The following is a 19,774-nucleotide window of genomic DNA, read 5'->3' as shown; positions in this document are numbered from 1 at the left end:
GACTGAGCCAAGTACGTTTAGGTATAGGAGTAATTGCTGTGTCGCGTAGACGCGTCGTAGTCACCGGGATGGGCATGCTTTCGCCTCTGGGTAACGATGTGCCAAGCAGCTGGCAGGGTATTCTTGCTGGTCGCAGTGGCATCGGCCTGATCGAGCACATGGATCTTTCTGCCTACTCCACTCGTTTTGGCGGGTCGATCAAAGGTTTCGATGTCGAGCAGTATCTGCCCGCGAAGGAAGCTCGCAAGCTCGACCTCTTCATTCAATACGGCCTCGCTGCCAGCTTCCAGGCCGTGCGTGACTCGGGCCTGGAGATCACCGACGCCAATCGTGAGCGCATCGGCGTAGCGATGGGCTCCGGCATCGGCGGCCTGACCAATATCGAGAACAGCTGCAAGGCGCTGATCGAGCAAGGGCCGCGGCGCATTTCGCCGTTCTTCGTGCCTGGCTCCATCATCAATATGGTGTCCGGTTTCCTGTCGATTCACCTGGGTTTGCAAGGCCCCAACTATGCGATCGCCACCGCCTGTACCACGGGCACCCATTGCATCGGCATGGCGGCACGCAACATTGCCTACGGTGAAGCCGACGTGATGGTTGCCGGTGGTTCCGAGATGGCTGCCTGCGGGCTCGGTATCGGTGGCTTCGCCGCGGCGCGTGCGTTGTCCACTCGCAACGATGACCCGGCCGCCGCGAGCCGTCCCTGGGACAAGGGGCGCGACGGATTTGTGCTGTCCGATGGTGCCGGTGCGCTGGTGCTCGAGGAGCTCGAGCATGCCAAGGCGCGTGGCGCCCGCATCTATGCCGAGTTGATCGGCTTCGGCATGAGCGCCGACGCGTTTCACATGACCTCGCCGCCCGATGACGGCGCCGGTGCTGCCCGTTGCATCCGCAATGCGCTGAACGACGCTCAGCTGAACGTCGAACAGGTGCAGTACATCAATGCCCACGGTACCTCGACGCCAGCCGGCGACAAGGCCGAAGCGGCGGCCATTCGCAGTGTGTTCGGTGACCACGCCTACGAGCTGTCGGTGAGCTCGACCAAATCGATGGTCGGTCACCTGCTCGGTGCAGCCGGTGCCGTGGAAGCAATCTTCAGCGTACTGGCCATTCAGGACCAGGTGGCGCCGCCGACCATCAACCTGGAGGAGCCGGACGAGGGCTGTGACCTTGACTTCGTGCCGAACCAGGCCAAGCCGCGGCCGATCGATGTGGTCGTCTCCAACTCGTTCGGGTTCGGCGGAACCAACGGTTCGCTTGTGTTCCGCCGGTTCGCCGAGTGACGTTGAGCTGGTTGAACGGGCAGCCCGCCGATGGACTGCCCGTTCACGATCGCGGACTGGCCTATGGCGACGGGTTGTTCGAAACGATCCGCGTGACGGGCGGCCGGGCGCGTCTGCTGGAGCGGCATGTCCAGCGCCTGGCCGAAGGCGCGCAGCGCCTCGCCATTCCCCTCGACATCGATGAGTTGCGCACTGAGCTGCTGCAGTTCTGCCAGGCGCTCGGCCAGGGCGTCGCCAAGCTGATCGTCACCCGTGGCACTGGCCAACGCGGCTATGCACTGCCACAGCCGTGTCGGCCGCAGCGTCTGCTGCTCGGCTCGCTGCTTCCGGCCTACCCAGCCCAGCATGCCGAATGTGGCATTCGGCTCTTCCCTTGTGACACACGGCTGGCCGAGCAACCGCGGCTTGCGGGGGTCAAGCATCTGAATCGTCTCGAGCAAGTGCTGGCGCGTGCCGAGTGGCAGGATCCGGCTTTTGCCGAAGGGCTGATGCGGGATATGTCCGGGCGCGTGATCGAAGGCGTCTTCAGCAACCTGTTCCTGATTACCGAGGGCCACTTGCGAACGGCCTCGCTTTCTCGCTGCGGTGTCGCCGGCGTAATGCGCGCCGAGATCATGGCGCGCGCCGCCGGCCTTGCGCTGCCAGTCAGCGAGTGCGATATCAGCTACTCGGAACTGCTGCAGGCCGATGAGGTTTTTGTCTGCAATAGCCTCTACGGCATCTGGCCGGTCACGGGTTTGGCCGAGCGCGTCTGGTCGGTCGGTCCGCTGACCCGTAAACTGCAGACCGTTGTTGCCGACCTGTTGAGTGATTCGTGATCCGTAAACTTCTTGCCTTGCTGCTGACGCTGTTCGTGTTGGCGGCGATTGCGCTCGGGCTGTTCGCCTGGAAACAGCATGCTGCGCTGGAACAGCCCTTGGCTGTCACCGATGAGGCTCTTCTGCTCGAGGTGAGGCCCGGCGATACGCCCAGCGGTGTGTTTCAACGGCTGGAGGCGGAGGGCGTGCTGGATGACGCATTCTGGCTGCGCCTCTACTGGCGCCTGAATCTGTCCGGGCAGAGCTTGCACAGCGGTGAGTATCGTCTCGCGCCGGGCATGACTGCGCGGGACATGATCGGGCTCTGGCAGCGGGGCGAAGTCGTGCAGTACAGCCTGACCCTGGTTGAAGGATGGAACTTCCGCCAGCTGCGCAGCGCGTTGCAAAACCAGACCAAGCTGGAACAGACGCTGGATGGCCTGTCCGATGCCGACATCATGGCGAAGCTCGGCGCGCCGGAGCTGCATCCGGAAGGGCGGTTCTTCCCCGATACCTACCGATTTACCCGCGGAACGTCCGACCTGGACCTGTTGCGCCGTGCCTTCACGCGCCTCGAGCAGGTGCTCGAGGAAGAATGGCAGCAACGTGCGCAAGGGTTGCCATACAAGGATGCCTATCAGGCTCTGATCATGGCCTCGATCATCGAGAAGGAAACGGGAGTGCCGGAGGAGCGGGGCGAGATATCCGGCGTCTTCGTCCGTCGACTGGAGCGTGGCATGCTTCTGCAGACAGACCCGACGGTGATCTATGGCATGGGTGAAGCCTACAAGGGGCGTATCACCCGCACCGACCTGCGCACGCCGACCCCATACAACACCTATACCAACGCAGGGCTGCCGCCGACGCCGATCGCCATGGTCGGACGCGAGGCGATTCGCGCCGCGCTGAACCCGGTCGACGGCTCCAGCCTGTATTTCGTCGCCCGGGGCGATGGCAGCCACGTCTTCAGCGACACCCTCGAGCAACATAACCGTGCGGTGCGCGAGTATCAGCTCAAGCGCCGCGCCGACTACCGCTCCAGTCCGCCGCCCCGGCAGGCCCCGGTCAATAGCGAGAACGCTCAATGAAAGGACTCTTCGTCACCCTCGAAGGCCCCGAAGGCGCGGGCAAGAGTACCAATCGCGAGTACCTCGCCGAACGCCTGCGGGCACGGGGGCTGGATGTGGTGCTGACCCGAGAGCCCGGGGGCACGCCACTGGCCGAACGCATTCGTGAACTGTTGCTGACGCCTGCGGACGAACCGATGGCAGTGGATACCGAGCTGTTGCTGGTGTTCGCCGCGCGTGCGCAACACTTGGCGCAGGTCATCCGTCCTGCGCTGGCACGAGGGGCGGTGGTGTTGTGCGATCGCTTCACTGATGCCACCTATGCCTATCAGGGGGGCGGTCGCGGGCTGTCGCTCGAGCGGATCGCACAGCTGGAGACCTTCGTGCAGGGCGATCTGCGTCCTGATCTGACGCTGATCTTCGATCTTCCGGTGGACGTGGGGTTGGCACGAGCCGCTGCGCGAGGACGTCTGGATCGTTTCGAGCAGGAAGGCATGCGCTTCTTCGAAGCGGTGCGCAGCGCCTATCTTCAGCGCGCGGAAGCGGCACCTTCGCGCTATCGGGTGATCGACGCGGGCCAAGCGCTCAATGCGGTTCAGTGCGATGTCGAGGCGCTGATCCCTGAGCTGTTGGTGCGCCTCGATGACTGACGTGCTTCCCTGGCAGGTCGATCTCTGGCGGCAGCTGGCGGGGCGCGCCCAGCATGCGCATGCGTACCTGCTACATGGTCCCGCCGGCATCGGCAAACGGCTGCTGGCCGAGCAGCTGATGGCGCTGCTGCTCTGCCAGCGGCCGGTCGAGGCCCGCGCCTGCGGCGAATGCAAGGCCTGCCAGCTGCTTGCCGCACAGACCCATCCGGATCACTACGTCCTCGAGCCCGAGGAAGTCGACAAGGCCATCCGGGTCGATCAGGTCCGCGATCTGGTCGGTTTCGTTACCCAGACGGCGCAGCTGGGTGGGCGCAAGGTGATCCTCCTGGAGCCCGCCGAGGCAATGAACCTGAATGCGGCCAATGCCTTGCTGAAAAGCCTGGAGGAACCGTCCGGTGACACGGTGCTTCTGTTGATCAGTCATCAGCCCAGCCGTCTGCTGCCGACGATCAAGAGCCGCTGCGTCCAGCAGGCCTGCCCGTTGCCAGGTCGCCAGCAAAGCCTCGACTGGCTCGCCGCGCGCCTACCCGAGCTTGGCCCGGAGCTTCGCGAACAGTTGCTGACGCTCGCCGCCGGGTCGCCGCTGGCGGCGCTGAAGTTGCACGAGCAGAAGGTGCTGGAGTTGCGCGCCCAGGTGGTCGACGGGGTGAAGAAACTGCTCAAGCAACAGCAATCGGCCAGTCAGCTCGCCGAGGGCTGGAACGCGTTACCACTGATCCTGCTCTTCGACTGGTTCTGCGAATGGGCGCATCTGATCCTGCGTTACCAGATGGCCGGCGATGAAGCCGAGCTGGGCGCTGCCGATATGCAGAAGGTGCTGCAGTATCTCGCGCAGAAATCCTCGCAGCAAAAAGTGATCGCCCTGCAGGACTGGTTGCTCGAGCATCGGCAGAAAGTGCTGGGCAAAGCCAACCTCAACCGTGTGTTGCTTCTCGAAGCGCTGCTGGTGCAGTGGGCAACGCTGCCCGGCGCGGGCTAGAATCGACCGGAACTTTCGTTAGGAACACCGCATGAGCCTGCCAGCAAATCTTGGTCCGCGTAACGGCATCCTGTCCCTGACCATCAAGGACAAGTCGGTGCTCTATGCCGCGTTCATGCCCTTCATCAAGAATGGTGGGTTGTTCATTCCGACCAACAAGAGCTACAAGCTCGGCGACGAAGTGTTCATGCTGCTGAACCTGATGGACGAGCCGGAGAAGATTCCGGTGGCTGGCAAGGTGGTCTGGATCACCCCCAAGGGCGCCCAGGGCAGTCGTGCCGCAGGCATCGGCGTGCAGTTCAACGAGGGTGACAACACCGCGCGCAACAAGATCGAAACCTATCTGGCCGGCGCGCTGAAGTCCGATCGTCCTACCCATACCATGTGAGGGTCGGCGTCCCGGTGCCGTACGTCAGGCGTCGTTGTACCGCCTACCTTTTCTGATTCCCCGCCATTTGCTCTACAATCGCCCCCTTTCCGCGATAGCAAGTTGCGCCCTCCATGCTGGTAGATTCCCACTGTCACCTTGACCGACTCGACCTGACCGCCCATGACGGGTCGCTCGATGCAGCGCTCGATGCTGCCCGAGCGCGAGGGGTCGGACACTTCCTGTGCATCGGGGTCAGCGCCGACAACGCGTCGGCGGTCAAATCGCTGACCGAGCGTTACGCCGATGTTGACTGTTCCATCGGTGTACACCCGCTCGATCTGGAGCCGACCAGTCAGCCGGCATTGGACTGGCTGCTGAGCGAGCTGCAGCATCCGCATGCCGTTGCCATCGGCGAGACCGGGCTGGACTACCACTACGAGCCCGAGGCGGCCGAACTCCAGCAGCAGTCGTTCCGCCTGCATCTGGAGGCTGCCCGACTGACCGGCAAGCCGGTCATCGTGCACACCCGCGAGGCACGCGCAGACACCCTGGCGCTGTTGCGTGAAGCCAGCTTGCCCCAGGCCGGGGTGCTGCATTGCTTCACTGAGGATTGGGAGATGGCCAGGGCCGCTCTGGATCTTGGTTTCTACATCTCGCTTTCGGGCATCGTCACCTTCCGTAATGCCGACGCGCTGCGTGACGTCGCCCGGCAGGTCCCTGCCGATCGCCTGCTGGTGGAGACCGATTCGCCCTATCTCGCACCGATTCCCCACCGTGGCAAGGCCAATCTGCCGCAGTACGTGCGCGAGGTGGCCGAGTTCCTGGCGCCGCTGCGGGGTGTTTCTTTCGAACAGCTGGCGGAGCAGACCACCGCCAACTTCAGGTCGCTTTTTCCGCTTGCCCGGGTTCGCGGCTGAAAGGTCGCGGTTTCCGTGCTTGCAACCTGCCTGATCTGCCGCGCGCTGCGCACTTCGTACTTTATCCGCAAGGTGGCGTAATGACCGCTGAGACGCTGCATACCGGGCCGTTGCAACGAGGCCTGAAAAACCGCCATATCCAGCTGATTGCCCTAGGCGGGGCGATCGGCACCGGCTTGTTCCTGGGGTCCGCCGGGGTGCTGAAGAGCGCCGGCCCGTCCATGATCCTGGGCTACGCCATCGGCGGCTTCATCGCCTTTCTGATCATGCGTCAGCTGGGGGAAATGATCGTCGAAGAACCGGTAGCCGGTTCCTTCAGTCATTTCGCGCACAAGTACTGGGGAGGCTACGCAGGCTTTCTGTCCGGCTGGAACTACTGGGTGCTTTATGTGCTCGTGGGCATGGCAGAGCTGACCGCGGTGGGCAAGTACGTGCAGTTCTGGTGGCCGGACGTGCCCACCTGGGCGACTGCCGCGGCGTTCTTCGTGCTGATCAATCTGATCAACCTGAGCAACGTGAAGGCGTTTGGTGAAACCGAGTTCTGGTTCGCCATCATCAAGGTCGCCGCCATCATCGGCATGATCCTGCTCGGATTGTTCCTGCTGGTGAGCGGGCAGGGCGGCGAGCAAGCGAGCATCAGCAATCTCTGGAGCCACGGCGGGTTCTTTCCCAACGGTTTCAGCGGCATGGTGCTGGCGCTGGCGATCATCATGTTCTCCTTCGGTGGTCTGGAGCTGGTCGGCATCACGGCGGCAGAGGCGGCCGATCCGAAGACGGTGATACCGAAGGCGATCAATCAGGTCGTCTACCGCATCCTGATCTTCTATATCGGTGCTCTGACCGTGCTGCTAGCGCTCTATCCGTGGGATGCGCTGCTGCAGACGTTGGGGGCGGCGGGTGATCCCTACAGCGGCAGTCCCTTCGTCCAGATCTTCTCGCTGATCGGCAGCGATACGGCCGCGCATCTGCTCAATTTCGTGGTGCTCACCGCCGCGCTGTCGGTCTACAACAGTGGCGTGTATTGCAACAGCCGCATGCTCTACGGCCTGGCCGAACAGGGCGATGCGCCGCGCAGTCTGATGAAGATCAACGCTCGTGGTGTGCCGGTGCTCGCCATTGGCGTCTCGGCTGTGGTGACGCTGCTCTGCGTGCTGGTGAATTATCTGCTGCCACGGGGCGCGCTGGAGTTGTTGATGTCGCTGGTGGTTGCCGCGCTGGTGATCAACTGGGCGATGATCAGCCTGGCCCACCTGAAATTCCGACGGGCAATGCAGCGCAAGGGTGTGGTACCGAGCTTCAAGGCGTTCTGGTTCCCGCTCAGCAATTACCTGTGCCTGGCCTTCGTCAGCGGTATCCTGGTGATCATGCTGTGGATTCCCGGCATTCGTCTGTCGGTATTCGCCATTCCGTTCTGGGTCGGCTTCCTCTGGCTGTGTTTCCGGTTGCGGGCGCGCGTCGGTGCTGCGTCGACTTGATCGGTTTACGAGCGCGCAAAAAAAACCCGGATTCCTGAGAAACCGGGCCAAGACCATTAGGAGTATGAAATCGCAATCCAGGCGACCTCATCTGGCCAGGCAGTGGGGGGATTGCCTAGCCAGTGACTCAAGTATTAACGCTGCATTAGCGGTCTGCTGGCGGATTTCCGCGCTTTTTAAACGCATTTGGAATACATGTCTCGCTGGCTGATCGCCGTCAGTGACTTGCCAGCTCATGCAGAAGCGCCAGGGTTTCATCGATGACGCGCTGCGGCGTGTAGAAATGCGGAGAGAAGCGAATGCCGCCGCCACGCAAGGCGCAGACGACTTGCGCCGCCTTCAGCCGCTCGAAGAGCGCTGCATTGTCCCAGCCATGCAGGCGGAAGGTGAGGATGCCGGCCCGACGCTCGGCTGTTGTCGGCGACAGGATGTCGACTCCCCCCAGATCGCCTAATCCCCGACACAGCCATTCGACGCGTTCGTCGAGGGCTGCGGCGACCTGCTCCATGCCCACTTCCTCCAGCAAGGAAAGACTGGCCTCGAGCGCCATCGCCCCGAGCAGATTGGGACTGCCGCATTCGAAGCGTCGTGCGCTGCGGGCCGGTTCCCAGTCCGTGCGATCGTAATCGCCGGCGTGTTCCAGCATGTGCCAGCCGTACTCGTGCAGCTTCAGCTGATCGCGCAGGTCGCTCCGGCAATAGAAGACGCCGAGCCCCTCGGGGCCGAGCATCCACTTGTGGCCGTCGGCCATGGCGAAAGCGCAGCGACTCTGCTGCACATCGAAGGGCTGGGCGCCAAGCTGCTGGATCGCATCGATGCACAGCAGCACACCGCGCTGCTCGCAGCCTTCGCCCAGACGTGCAAGATCCAGGCGCAGGCCGCTGGCGTACTGCACCGCGCTGATCGCCATCAGTCGTACCCGCGGCCCGCAGGCCGCCAGCAGGTCGCCTTCCGGATCGGCACCCTTAAGGCTGACTTGAACGACCTCCACGCCGAATGGCTGCAGCGCCTCCCAGACGACACGGTTGGATGGAAATTCTTCATCGCTGATGACGATGCGATCACCGCTTTTCCAGTCCAGGCCAAAGGCGACAAACGACAGTGCTTCGGACGTGTTCTTGACCAGTGCCACGTCGGCGCTGGTCGGTGCGTTGAGCAGGCGCGTAAGGCGCTGGCGCAGGCTGCGCTCGACCGTAAGCCATTGCGGATAGTCACGTGCGCCGAGGGTAGCGTTCTGCTCGGCAAAGGCACTGACGGCACTGGCGGCTCGCCGAGGCCAGGGCGCGACGGCAGCATGGTTGAGATATCGCAAACCGACTATTTGCGGAAATTCGTCATTTATGTGAATCATCGCTGGATGCCCCGTGCATTTGATGACCGGTTAGGCATAATGACCGCCTCGATTTCTCATCTAAGCAGCCTCCTATGCAGAATGAACCCCGTAAGGTCCGCGAATTTCGTCGCCGCGAACAGGAAATCCTCGATACCGCGTTGCAGCTCTTTCTCGACCAGGGAGAGGATAGCGTCACGGTCGAGATGATTGCCGATGCGGTGGGCATCGGCAAAGGCACCATCTACAAGCACTTCAAGTCGAAGGCCGAAATCTACCTGCGGCTGATGCTCGACTACGAGCGCGACCTGAATCAGCTGCTGCATTCCCCGGATCTTGATCGCGACAAGGAAGCGCTTTCGCGCGCCTATTTCGAGTTCCGCATGCGCGACCCGCAGCGTTACCGTCTGTTCGACCGCCTCGAGGAGAAAGTGGTCAAGGGCAACCAGGTCCCGGAGATGGTCGAGCAGCTGCACAGCATCCGCGCATCCAACTTCGAACACCTGACCCAGCTGATCAAGGGGCGTATCGCCGAGGGCAAGCTCGAAGACGTGCCACCGTATTTCCATTACTGCGCCGCCTGGGCTCTGGTGCACGGCGCGGTCGCGCTGTATCACTCGCCGTTCTGGAGCAATGTGCTGGAGGATCAGGACGGATTCTTCCAGTTCCTGATGGATATCGGTGTGCGCATGGGCAACAAGCGCAAGCGTGATTGACGTCGGCGCAGGCGAAGCACAATGAGCATGAGCGAGTTTCCCGTCCGCTATATCGAGCCGGTTTTCCGGCCGCCGAGCGAAGCGCATTCACTGATCCTGCCGGTGACCAACGGCTGTTCGTGGAACGCCTGCACGTTCTGCGAGATGTACACCGCGCCGCAGAAGAAATTCCGCGCCCGCGATGAGGTGGAAGTGCTCGAAGAGATTCGCCGCTGCGGCGAGCAGCTGATCGTTCAGCGGGTGTTTCTGGCCGATGGCGATGCGCTGGTGCTGCCGACTCGCAGGCTGCTGAAGATCCTGGAGCAGATTCGCCAGTGCCTGCCGGAGGTGCAGCGCGTGTCCAGCTACTGCCTGCCACGCAATTTGCGCAAGAAGTCGGTCCAGGAGCTGCGTGAGCTGGCGGACGCCGGGCTTGGCATGGCCTACGTTGGCGCGGAGTCCGGTGACGACGAGGTGCTGGCGCGGGTCAACAAGGGCGAAACCTACGAGTCGACCCTGAGCGCGCTGGACAAGCTTGGCCAGGCGGGAATCACCCGTTCGGTGATGATCCTCAATGGCCTTGGCGGGCGGGCGCTGAGCCGGCAGCATGCGCGCAATTCGGCACGCCTGATGAACGCAGCGCAGCCCGAGTTTCTTTCCACGCTGGTGGTCAGTTTCCCGCAGGGTTATGCGCGTTTTCGCCAGGGATATGAAGACTTCGAGCCGCTACCGCTTTCCGACCTGCTTGTTGAGCTGGAATGGCTGCTGGGCGATCTCCAGTTGCGTGACACGGTGTTCCGCAGCGACCACGCCTCCAACTATCTGGTGCTCAAAGGCACGCTGGGAGCCGACAAGCCGCGCCTGATGCGCCAGCTGCGCGAGGCGATCGACGATCCCCGTGCCGCGCCTTTGCGCCAGGAGTGGCAGCGCGGGCTGTGAGCGGCAGACGCGCTGGTACCAGCGCCATCGGCCGGCCGACCTGGCGTGGATGCTGCATTGCCGGTGCGATTGCCGGTTTTCCGTCACCGGCCTCTGGAGGGTGAAATCCATGCGTTTTCTATTAGTAGGCGTGCCAGGTTTGCTGGTATTGCTTGCCCTGGCTGGCTGCATGAAAGTCAGCGACATGGCCGAGGGCACCCGCTACCACCTGAGGGATGCCGGTATTCTCGATCACAGCGAGACACGCCGGGCCAGTTCATGGCGTCTGCAGCCGGATTCCTTCATCTATATTGCGCAGGGCCATTTCGTACCCCCCGGTGATGTCTATCCGCGGCCGAATGTCGTGGCGGAGGAAGCCTTCAATGGCTTCGTCGAATATTTCCCGCTGGTGCGCCGCGCTCGCGAGCCGGCCGGGCTGGAGGAAGCCATGACGCAGGCCTCTGCGGTCGGCGCCCATTACCTTCTGTATCTGCGCTACGCAGCGGCGGACGATCGCATCGGCAGCTTCGACGAGCTGAACGAGCAGCGCGCACTGGATCGGCTTGGCGTGGATTCCGGCGTGGTGCAACTGATGCTGATCGAAACCGGCACGCACTATCTGGTCGATACCGCGCGCATTCGCAGCCGTGGCGGGCTGCTCGGCATTTACGATGCCAGACCCGAGCATCTCCTGCGGCCGCCTTTGCAGGACTATGCTCGTCGGTTACTGGGTCTGTCACGCTGAGGGATGTGGCAGTATCGAAGCCGACATAGCTGCGAAGCGAGGAGAACGGGATGAACGAGACAGGCAAGGCGGGAGACCTGCTGGCCCAGCTCTCGGCGGGCGAGAAGAAGGGGCTGCCGCCGGTGCATTTGTGGAACCCGCCATTCTGCGGCGACCTCGACATGCGTATCGCACGAGACGGTACCTGGTTTTACCAGGGCACGCCTATCGGACGTCCGGCGATGGTTCGTCTGTTCTCCACAGTGATTCGACGCGACGGCGATGATTACTTCCTGGTTACGCCGGTGGAAAAGGTCGGGATCCAGGTCGAAGATGCGCCCTTCGTCGCGGTGCGGCTGGACGTGAGCGGGGAGGGCGAAGCGCAGTTGCTGCGTTTCGTCACCAATGTCGACGATGTGGTGGAGGCCGGTCAGGAGCATCCGCTGCGCGTCAGCCTCGACCCGCAGACTCAGGGACCATCGCCGTACATTCACGTGCGCGCCAATCTCGAGGCGCTGGTTCATCGCAACGTGTTCTATCAGCTGGTGGATCTGGCCGTGCCGGGTGATGTGGACGGCGAGAGCTGGCTCGGCGTGTGGAGCGGCGGTGTGTTCTTTCCCATAGGACGTACCGAGTAGCGTCGCGGTATACCGGTTTCAACGGCATAAAAAAGGCTCCCGAGGGAGCCTTTTTCGTTGCTTACATGTTGGGGTAGTTCGGCCCGCCGGTACCTTCCGGCGCGACCCAGGTGATGTTCTGCGCCGGGTCCTTGATGTCGCAGGTCTTGCAGTGCACGCAGTTCTGCGCGTTGATCTGGAAGCGCTTGCTGCCATCGTCGTTGCTGACCACTTCGTAGACGCCTGCCGGGCAGTAGCGCTGAGCCGGCTCGTCGTACAGCGGCAGGTTCTTGTCGATCGGGATGCTTGGGTCGGTCAGCTTGAGGTGAACCGGCTGGTCTTCCTCATGGTTGGTGTTCGAGAGGAACACCGAGCTGAGCTTGTCGAAGCTCAGTTTGCCGTCCGGCTTCGGATACTCGATCTTCTTCGACTCGGCGGCCGGCTTGAGGCACGCGTAGTCCGGCTTTGTGTCGTGCAGCGTGAAGGGAATCTTGCCGCCGAAGATGTTCTGGTCGATGAAGTTGAACGCGCCACCCTTGATTGCGCCCCACTTGTGAATGGCAGCGCCGAAGTTGCGGCTCTTGTACAGCTCGTCGTACAGCCAGCTGTTCTTGAAGCCTTCTTCGTAGGCGCTCAGCTCGTCACCACCTTCGCGACCGGCCAGCAGCGCGTCCGCCGCAGCTTCGGCGGCCAGCATGCCGGACTTCATCGCGGTGTGGCTGCCCTTGATCTTGGCGAAGTTCAGGGTCCCGGCGTCGCAGCCGATCAGTGCGCCGCCGTTGAAGACCATCTTCGGCAGGCAGTTCAGGCCACCTTTGGCGATGGCGCGGGCGCCGTAGGAAACGCGTTTGCCGCCCTCCAGGTACTGCTTGATCACCGGGTGGTGCTTGTAGCGCTGGAACTCGTCGAACGGCGACAGGTGAGGGTTGCTGTAGGACAGATCGACGATCAGGCCGACCACGACCTGATTGTTTTCCAGGTGATAGAGGAACGAGCCGCCAGTGTTCTCGTCGTTCAGCGGCCAGCCCGCGGTGTGCACGACCAGGCCTTGCTCGTGCTTGGCGGGGTCGATGTCCCACAGCTCCTTGATGCCGATGGCGTAGTGCTGCGGGTCGACATTGGCGTTGAGCTGGAAGCGGTTGATCAGCTGCTTGCCGATATGTCCGCGGCAGCCTTCGGCGAACAGCGTGTACTTGGCACGCAGCTCCATGCCTGGGGTGTACATGCCTTCTTTCGGGTTGCCTTCGCGATCGACGCCCAGGTCACCGGTGACGATACCGCGCACGATGCCGTTTTCGTCGATCAGCGCTTCCTGGGCGGCGAAGCCCGGGTAGATCTCGACACCCAGGTTCTCGGCCTGCTGGGCGAGCCAGCGGCACAGGTTGCCCAGGGAGATGATGTAATTGCCTTCGTTGTGCATGGTCTTGGGGACCAGCGCATTGGGCAGCTTGCTGGCCGCTTCGGCGGTCTTCAGCAGATAGATGTCGTCACGCTTGACCGGCGTGTTGAGCGGGGCGCCGAGTTCTTTCCAGTCGGGGAACAGTTCGTTCAGCGCACGAGGTTCGAAGACCGCGCCGGACAGGATATGGGCACCTACTTCGGAGCCTTTCTCGACGACGCATACACTGATTTCCTGACCAGCGTCGGCGGCTTTTTGCTTCAGGCGGCAGGCTGCGGATAGGCCTGCAGGGCCGGCGCCGACGATGACAACGTCGAATTCCATGTATTCGCGTTCCATTAGGCTTTCTCCTACTCAGGGCTTGGTTGTTATATAAGTGGTGGAGGGCTGTGATCGGCCCCTGACCGAGCCGGGCCGGCGCATTATATATAGACGCTCGAATCGGTCCAATACAAACGTTTGTTTGAATTTTCTGGAAGCCTGTTAGAATCGGCCGAACCGCGAGGTTATGACGGGTCATATGCGTTGTTGACCCCGTCTGCGGCCTGCGGTCAAGATACGGACGGTTTGCACTCGCCGAACAGGGCAGCGGCTATCGAAACCCCAAGCCACGAGCAAGGCTCGGTTCGCCTCGGCGGAATTCTATTCACCGGAGAGTAACGAGGAATCCATGAAGGTTCTTGTAGCTGTCAAACGAGTGGTCGATTACAACGTCAAGGTTCGCGTCAAGGCGGACAACTCCGGCGTTGACCTCGCCAACGTCAAGATGTCGATGAACCCCTTCTGCGAGATCGCCGTGGAAGAAGCGGTTCGCCTGAAAGAGAAGGGCGTGGCGAGCGAAATCGTTGTCGTCTCCATCGGCCCGACCGCTGCCCAGGAGCAGCTGCGCACCGCACTGGCGCTGGGCGCCGATCGTGCTGTGCTGGTCGAGTCCAACGACGAACTGAACTCCCTGGCGGTTGCCAAGCTGCTCAAGGCCGTGGTCGACAAGGAGCAGCCGCAACTGGTGATCCTCGGCAAGCAGGCAATCGACAGCGACAACAACCAGACCGGCCAGATGCTCGGCGCGCTGACCGGCTATGCCCAGGGCACCTTCGCCTCCAAGGTGGAAGTGGCTGGCGACAAGGTCAACGTCACCCGCGAAATCGACGGCGGCCTGCAGACCGTCGCGCTGAACCTGCCGGCGATCGTCACCACCGACCTGCGTCTGAACGAGCCGCGCTACGCGTCGCTGCCGAACATCATGAAGGCCAAGAAGAAGCCGCTGGAAGTGCTGACCCCGGATGCGCTGGGCGTCGCCACCACGTCCACCGTGAAGACCCTGAAAGTCGAAGCACCGGCTGCCCGCAGCGCCGGCATCAAGGTCAAGTCCGTGGCTGAACTGGTCGAGAAACTGAAGAACGAGGCGAAGGTAATCTAAATGACTATCCTGGTTATCGCTGAACACAACAACGCCGTCCTCGCGGCCGCTACCCTGAACACCGTCGCCGCCGCCAAGGCCATCGGTGGCGACATCCACGTGCTGGTAGCCGGCAGTGGCTGCGGTGCCATCGGCGAAGCAGCCGCACAGATCGAAGGCGTAGCCAAGGTACTGGTCGCCGACGATGCGGCTTACACCAACCAGCTGCCCGAGAACGTCGCGCCGCTGATCGCTGATCTGGCCAAGAACTACAGCCATGTACTGGCCGCTGCCACCACCAACGGCAAGAATTTCCTGCCGCGCGTTGCCGCGCAACTGGACGTCGACCAGATCTCCGAGATCATCTCGGTGGAAAGCCCGGACACCTTCAAGCGCCCGATCTACGCTGGTAACGCCATCGCCACCGTGCAATCCAGCGCGCCGATCAAGGTGATCACCGTGCGTTCGACCGGTTTCGATGCCGTGAACGCCACTGGTGGCTCGGCTGCGGTTGAGCAGATCTCCGGTACTGGCGATGCGGGCAAGTCCGCGTTCGTAGGCGAAGAGCTGGCCAAGTCCGACCGTCCCGAACTGACCGCTGCCAAGATCGTCGTTTCCGGCGGCCGCGGCATGCAGAACGGTGACAACTTCAAGCACCTGTACTCGCTGGCCGACAAGCTCGGCGCCGCGGTCGGTGCATCCCGCGCCGCGGTCGATGCCGGCTTCGTGCCGAACGACATGCAGGTCGGCCAGACCGGCAAGATCGTCGCACCGCAGCTGTACATCGCCGTCGGTATCTCCGGTGCCATCCAGCACCTGGCCGGCATGAAGGACTCCAAGGTGATCGTCGCGATCAACAAGGACGAGGAAGCCCCGATCTTCCAGGTTGCCGACTATGGCCTGGTCGGCGATCTGTTCGAGATCATTCCGGAGCTGGAACGGCTCGTCTGAAGCTGATCGCTGTCGAAAGAACCCGCTCATGTAGCGGGTTTTTTCATGGGCGGTCAGCGGGTTCGTCGGTGTACCATCGGCGCAACCGTTTCGCACCCGCTCAACCGCACTAAGAGGATTTTCATGCGTTTCGCCTTTGCGTTGAAATCGGCCTTGATCGCGTTGGCCCTGGCGACGCCGCTCACGGCAACGGCCGCGGGAAAATGTGATCGCCTGGTGGCAACCGGTGCCGCGGACAACCCGCCGTTTCTCTGGCGGGATCCGCAGAACCCCAAACGGCTGATCGGTGCCAATGCCGATCTGCTCGGGCAGATTGCCGATTCCCTCGGACTGAAGCTGGATCTGCTCTATACGGGCGATCGAGCGAAGGCGCTCGACGAGGTACGCAGCGGTCGGGTCGACGTGCTGGCCGATGCGACCCTCAGCGTGCAGCGCCTGGAAGAGCTGGATTTCGTGCACCCGGCGATCATCCAGCTGCAGACCGTCGCCTGGGTACGTAACGAGCCGGGCTTCTTCTATGCCAGCCGCGAGGACCTGAAGGGGCACGGCGGGCTGACCGTTGGCGCCGGGCGTTTCGGCAGCGAGTTCGATGCCTTCGCCAAGAGCAGCCTGCAGTTGCAGCAGGTCAACAGCCTCGACCAGGGCTTGCAGAGACTGGTCGCCGGCGGCAGTGATTACCTGTTGCACGAGCGCTACAGCACGGTTGCCGCGGCGGATGCATCGGGCTTGCTGGACAAGATTCAGCGGCTTGATCCGCCAGTGGTCGGGCGGGACATGCACCTGGCCATCTCGCACGATTCGGCCTGCAACGATCCCTGGCTGCGCGGACAACTGGCGCGGAAAATGACAGAATTGCGCGCCGCAGGTGTGCCGGAACAGCTGGTGGCGCACAACCTGACCGTCTGGAAAAACCAGCAGGCGGAGCGGCCAAAGGCTTCGAAAAAGTAGGATTCAGCGTGTTGAAACGTCTCTTCCCCAGCGCATCACTGGCCTTCTTCATGCTGGCCGGATGTGCCAGCGATCCCGCACCGACCGCTCAGCTGCAGCTGAGCGAGCAGGCCGTGGCGCAGGCCCGCTCCATGGAGGCCTCCAGGGCCCATGAGGAACTGGCACTGGCCGAAAGCAAGCTGAGCGCTGCGCGTGCAGCGCTGCAAGCCGGTGACAATCGTCAGGCCCGCATGCTGGCCGAGCAGGCGGAGCTGGATGCCCGCCTGGCGGAGGCGCGTGTGCTGAAGGATCAGCGCCAGGCACAGATCGACGATCTGAATCGACGCATCCAGCGTCTACGCCAGCAGTTGGGAGAGGTCCGGTGAACATGCGTTTCTTCCTCGTCATGGCCGCGCTGGCACTGGCCGGCTGCTCGAGCCAGGACACTGAGCATGAGCTCGCCCAGGCGTCGGCCGCGCTGGAGCGCATTCAGGCTGACGGCATGGTTCAGCGCGGTGCGCCGAAGGACCTGCAGCGAGCGCTGGAGACCCTGCAGCGCGCCGAACGCTTCAATGACTACTGGGGGGGAGCCGAAGACGCTCGCCATTACGCTTACCTGAGCCGACGCTACAGCGAGATCGCCGCGCAGCAGGGCGAACTGTTGCAGCATCAGGAGCAGGTGGCGCGTCTGGAGATGGAGCGCGACCGACTGCGGCGCATGCTGCAGGATGCCCAGCTGATGACCGCTGAACAGCAGGGGCGCTGGCTGGAAGACCAGATGATGAGCCTGGCCGCCAGCGAGACCGACCGAGGTCTGGTGATGACCCTGGGGGACGTGCTTTTCCACCCTGACAGTGCCGAGCTTGGCAACTCGGCCAACCGAACCTTGCTCAAGCTGGTGCACTTTCTTCAGCTCAATCCGCAGCGCAAGGTACGCATCGAAGGCTACAGCGACAGCCGTGGCGATCCGCAAGCCAATCTCGAACTATCGCGCGCGCGGGCGCAAACGGTGGCCGACCTGCTCATCAGCCTGGGCATCGAAGCCGAGCGCGTCGAGGTGCGCGGCTACGGCGAGCGCTTTCCGATCGCCGAGAACGCCTCTGCACGCGGGCGCGCGCAGAATCGGCGCGTGGAAATACTGTTTTCCGATGCAGCGGGCAATCTCGGCCCGGACCGCTAGCGCCCCGTCTGGATAGACTGTTTCGCCCACATGCTGCGTAACTGTATTGGTCCGCTGGTGGTCCGCTGAGCTACTGTTACGGTTCAGTTGGCGGGAGACCGGCGAGATGACCAATCTGTTGCTCTATCAACGCATTGCCCAGCAGCTCGCCGAGGACATCCGGCGGGGAGTGTATCGGCCTGGCGAACGTGTACCTTCGGTGCGCAAGATGAGCCGGCAGCTGAGCGTCAGTCACGCGACGGTGCTGCAGGCCTACGCCAACCTGGAGGATCAGGGCATGATCCGGGCGCGTCCGCAGTCCGGCTTCTATGTCCACCAGACGCCGGTCCTCACCGCGCCGACACCCGATATCGCCCGGGTCGAGCGACCCACGCTGGTCACGCGCAGCAGCATCATCAACCAGGTGCTCAGCGAGTCCCGTCGCGAAGGGCTGATTCCGCTGGGTGCCGCCGTGCCGCATGTGGATTATCTGCCGGTCAGGGCTTTGCACCAGCAACTTGCCAAGGTCACGCGCTTCCAGAGCCCACGGGCGTTCAGCTACATGTTCAGTCCCGGCTACGAGCCGTTGCGTCGTCAGGTGGCGATCCGCATGCGCGACGCCGGCGTGGTGGTCGATCCCGGCGAGATCGTCATCACCCATGGTTGCGTCGATGCACTGCAAATGTCGCTGCGGGTGTTGACCCGGCCCGGTGATCTGATCGCCGCCGAATCGCCAACCTATTACGGCCTGCTGCAACTGGCGGACCTGCTGGGGCTCAAGGTCATCGAAATTCCCAGCGATCCGGATACCGGCATGAGCCTCGAGGCGCTGCAGCTGGCGGCCGGGCAATGGCCGATCAAGGCGCTGGTGCTCACGGCGCGGCTGAGCAACCCGCTGGGTGTGAGCATGCCCGACCACCGGCAGAAGCAATTGCTGAACCTCGCGGCCCGGTTCGACATCCAGATCGTAGAGGACGATATCTACGGTGAGCTGATGTTCGAGCAGGACCAGTACAAGGCGCTGAAGTCCAACGACCGGGACGGGCGGGTCATCTATTGCTCGAGTTTTTCCAAGACCCTGTCACCCGGTGTGCGTATCGGCTGGATCATCGCCGGACGCCATCAACCGGAGATCGAGCGCCTGCAGACCTTCAGTACCCACTCGGCCTGCAGCGTGACGCAGATGGCGGTGGCCGCGTACCTGGAGAATGGTGGCTATGATCGACACCTGCGGGCCATCCGCCAGGAGTACCGCAAGAACCTCAGCGCTTTCCAGCTGGCGGTGCAGCGCTATTTCCCGGAAGGCACGCAGATGACGCGGCCCAAGGGCAACTTCATTCTCTGGGTCAGTCTGCCGGTGCGGGTCAATACTCAGGAACTGCACGTGAGGGCGCTGGAGCAGGGCATCAGCATCGCGCCGGGTCTGATTTTCAGCAACACCGAGCAGTTCAACCACTGCATACGGCTCAACTGTGGCCTGCCGTGGAATCATGAAACCGAGCGGGCGCTGCGTACGCTCGGGCAACTGGCGTCGGAGCTGTGCCGGGACGCACAATAGACGCTCCTGAGTCGTTCGCCGTGAGGAAAGATGCCGATGCCGAGGCCGCCCCTGTTGTTGCTGTTGTTGGCCTTGCTCGGTGGATGCGAGCGCGAGGAGCAACCTCGGGATGCCGAACGGGAAACGCCACAGTCGCAGCAACCGGCAGCGGAGCCCGTTGACGAGGCACAGGCGCCGCCTGATCTGGATATCGAGGTGGCGCCGGTGGAGCAGGCAGCGGAAACCGAGCCACCGCCTGTGCAGATCAGCATTCCGGAGCCCGAACCTCAGCCCGCGGCTCGACCGCGCCCCGCGCCAGCCAAGCAGCCGGAGAAGCCGGCCGAAGTCGAGCTCGTCGAGCCGGTGCTCGACCTACGCCTGCCGGAAGAGCTGGCCGAAGAGTTGATGCCTGCGCCAAGCAGCGAATCCACCCGCCTGCTGCCGCCGCTTTTCGACGCGGCGAAACCGTCACGCTCGATGCAGATCGGCGGTCGCCTGATCTCGGGCGAAGACGATGACGAATCGCTGATCGAAGGTGCGGAAATCCAGTTCGAATTCAAGCGCTGATGCTGCTTTATCG

The 19,774-nt window shown here is 62.8% G+C and carries 21 protein-coding genes; 19 read left to right on the top strand and 2 right to left on the bottom strand.

The window, feature by feature from the left end:
- Nucleotides 1–38 precede the first annotated feature (38 nt).
- The 8 genes from fabF to PSTAB_RS12885 all read left to right on the top strand — a co-directional run bounded on the left by fabF (nt 39) and on the right by PSTAB_RS12885 (nt 7,538).
- Complete coding sequence (fabF, locus tag PSTAB_RS12920; protein ID WP_011913730.1) at nt 39–1,283, top strand: beta-ketoacyl-ACP synthase II; 1,245 nt, start codon at nt 39–41, stop codon at nt 1,281–1,283.
- Between the two features lie 2 nt (nt 1,284–1,285).
- The gene (pabC, locus tag PSTAB_RS12915; RefSeq protein WP_041771781.1) at nt 1,286–2,101 is read left to right on the top strand and encodes an aminodeoxychorismate lyase; all 816 of its coding nucleotides are present in this window, start codon (nt 1,286–1,288) and stop codon (nt 2,099–2,101) included.
- Nucleotides 2,098–3,168, top strand: coding sequence for an endolytic transglycosylase MltG (gene mltG / locus PSTAB_RS12910; protein ID WP_011913728.1), 1,071 nt, complete (start codon nt 2,098–2,100; stop codon nt 3,166–3,168). Before pabC ends, mltG begins: the two co-directional genes overlap by 4 nt.
- Nucleotides 3,165–3,797: a dTMP kinase gene (tmk, locus tag PSTAB_RS12905; protein WP_011913727.1), complete on the top strand. Its 633-nt coding sequence runs from the start codon at nt 3,165–3,167 to the stop codon at nt 3,795–3,797. Before mltG ends, tmk begins: the two co-directional genes overlap by 4 nt.
- Nucleotides 3,790–4,776 carry a DNA polymerase III subunit delta' gene (locus PSTAB_RS12900; RefSeq protein WP_011913726.1) on the top strand — a complete coding sequence of 329 codons (987 nt, stop codon included), beginning with the start codon at nt 3,790–3,792 and terminating at the stop codon, nt 4,774–4,776. The genes tmk and PSTAB_RS12900 overlap by 8 nt, the downstream gene beginning before the upstream one ends.
- 31 nt (nt 4,777–4,807) lie before the next feature.
- Nucleotides 4,808–5,164, top strand: coding sequence for a PilZ domain-containing protein (locus PSTAB_RS12895; RefSeq protein ID WP_011913725.1), 357 nt, complete (start codon nt 4,808–4,810; stop codon nt 5,162–5,164).
- A gap of 113 nt (nt 5,165–5,277) precedes the next feature.
- Nucleotides 5,278–6,063 (top strand): TatD family hydrolase, encoded by a 786-nt coding sequence (locus PSTAB_RS12890; RefSeq protein ID WP_013983245.1) that lies wholly within the window; start codon nt 5,278–5,280, stop codon nt 6,061–6,063.
- A gap of 80 nt (nt 6,064–6,143) precedes the next feature.
- Complete coding sequence (locus tag PSTAB_RS12885; RefSeq protein ID WP_013983244.1) at nt 6,144–7,538, top strand: amino acid permease; 1,395 nt, start codon at nt 6,144–6,146, stop codon at nt 7,536–7,538.
- A 217-nt stretch (nt 7,539–7,755) separates the two neighbouring features.
- On the opposite strand, the gene PSTAB_RS12880 is transcribed toward PSTAB_RS12885, so the two are convergent.
- Nucleotides 7,756–8,889, bottom strand: a complete 1,134-nt coding sequence (locus PSTAB_RS12880) for an aminotransferase class V-fold PLP-dependent enzyme (protein WP_013983243.1) — start codon at nt 8,887–8,889, stop codon at nt 7,756–7,758.
- Between the two features lie 74 nt (nt 8,890–8,963).
- Between PSTAB_RS12880 and PSTAB_RS12875 the strand changes: the two genes are divergently transcribed.
- The 4 genes from PSTAB_RS12875 (at nt 8,964) to PSTAB_RS12860 (ending at nt 11,843) form a co-directional block, all read left to right on the top strand.
- Nucleotides 8,964–9,584 (top strand): TetR/AcrR family transcriptional regulator, encoded by a 621-nt coding sequence (locus PSTAB_RS12875; RefSeq protein ID WP_011913721.1) that lies wholly within the window; start codon nt 8,964–8,966, stop codon nt 9,582–9,584.
- A 21-nt stretch (nt 9,585–9,605) separates the two neighbouring features.
- Nucleotides 9,606–10,502: a radical SAM protein gene (locus PSTAB_RS12870; RefSeq protein ID WP_011913720.1), complete on the top strand. Its 897-nt coding sequence runs from the start codon at nt 9,606–9,608 to the stop codon at nt 10,500–10,502.
- 109 nt (nt 10,503–10,611) lie between these two features.
- The gene (locus tag PSTAB_RS12865; protein WP_013983242.1) at nt 10,612–11,226 is read left to right on the top strand and encodes a DUF4823 domain-containing protein; all 615 of its coding nucleotides are present in this window, start codon (nt 10,612–10,614) and stop codon (nt 11,224–11,226) included.
- Between the two features lie 50 nt (nt 11,227–11,276).
- A complete protein-coding gene (locus PSTAB_RS12860) occupies nt 11,277–11,843 on the top strand; it encodes a DUF1285 domain-containing protein (RefSeq protein WP_013983241.1) in 567 nt (188 codons plus the stop codon).
- A gap of 61 nt (nt 11,844–11,904) precedes the next feature.
- Here PSTAB_RS12860 and PSTAB_RS12855 read toward each other — a convergent pair whose 3' ends face one another.
- Entirely contained in the window at nt 11,905–13,560 is a 1,656-nt protein-coding gene (locus PSTAB_RS12855) for an electron transfer flavoprotein-ubiquinone oxidoreductase (protein ID WP_011913717.1), read from the bottom strand.
- A 331-nt stretch (nt 13,561–13,891) separates the two neighbouring features.
- Here PSTAB_RS12855 and PSTAB_RS12850 point away from each other — a divergent pair, with 331 nt between their 5' ends.
- The 7 genes from PSTAB_RS12850 (at nt 13,892) to PSTAB_RS12820 (ending at nt 19,761) form a co-directional block, all read left to right on the top strand.
- The gene (locus tag PSTAB_RS12850) at nt 13,892–14,641 is read left to right on the top strand and encodes an electron transfer flavoprotein subunit beta/FixA family protein (RefSeq protein WP_013983240.1); all 750 of its coding nucleotides are present in this window, start codon (nt 13,892–13,894) and stop codon (nt 14,639–14,641) included.
- On the top strand, nt 14,642–15,571 hold the full coding sequence (locus PSTAB_RS12845) for an electron transfer flavoprotein subunit alpha/FixB family protein (protein WP_011913714.1): 930 nt from the start codon (nt 14,642–14,644) through the stop codon (nt 15,569–15,571).
- A gap of 123 nt (nt 15,572–15,694) precedes the next feature.
- Nucleotides 15,695–16,519 (top strand): substrate-binding periplasmic protein, encoded by an 825-nt coding sequence (locus PSTAB_RS12840; protein ID WP_013983239.1) that lies wholly within the window; start codon nt 15,695–15,697, stop codon nt 16,517–16,519.
- An 11-nt stretch (nt 16,520–16,530) separates the two neighbouring features.
- Nucleotides 16,531–16,884 carry a DUF4398 domain-containing protein gene (locus PSTAB_RS12835; protein WP_019405818.1) on the top strand — a complete coding sequence of 118 codons (354 nt, stop codon included), beginning with the start codon at nt 16,531–16,533 and terminating at the stop codon, nt 16,882–16,884.
- Complete coding sequence (locus tag PSTAB_RS12830) at nt 16,881–17,678, top strand: OmpA family protein (protein WP_013983238.1); 798 nt, start codon at nt 16,881–16,883, stop codon at nt 17,676–17,678. Before PSTAB_RS12835 ends, PSTAB_RS12830 begins: the two co-directional genes overlap by 4 nt.
- Nucleotides 17,679–17,784: 106 nt before the next feature.
- Nucleotides 17,785–19,215: an aminotransferase-like domain-containing protein gene (locus PSTAB_RS12825; protein WP_013983237.1), complete on the top strand. Its 1,431-nt coding sequence runs from the start codon at nt 17,785–17,787 to the stop codon at nt 19,213–19,215.
- A gap of 36 nt (nt 19,216–19,251) precedes the next feature.
- Complete coding sequence (locus tag PSTAB_RS12820; protein WP_013983236.1) at nt 19,252–19,761, top strand: hypothetical protein; 510 nt, start codon at nt 19,252–19,254, stop codon at nt 19,759–19,761.
- Nucleotides 19,762–19,774: the final 13 nt, after the last annotated feature.

The sequence above is a fragment of the Stutzerimonas stutzeri genome (assembly GCF_000219605.1).
In the GTDB taxonomy this organism is placed as follows: Bacteria; Pseudomonadota; Gammaproteobacteria; order Pseudomonadales; family Pseudomonadaceae; genus Stutzerimonas; species Stutzerimonas stutzeri.
Note: the sequence above shows the minus strand (reverse complement) of the source record. Positions and strands in the feature narration are given on the sequence as shown.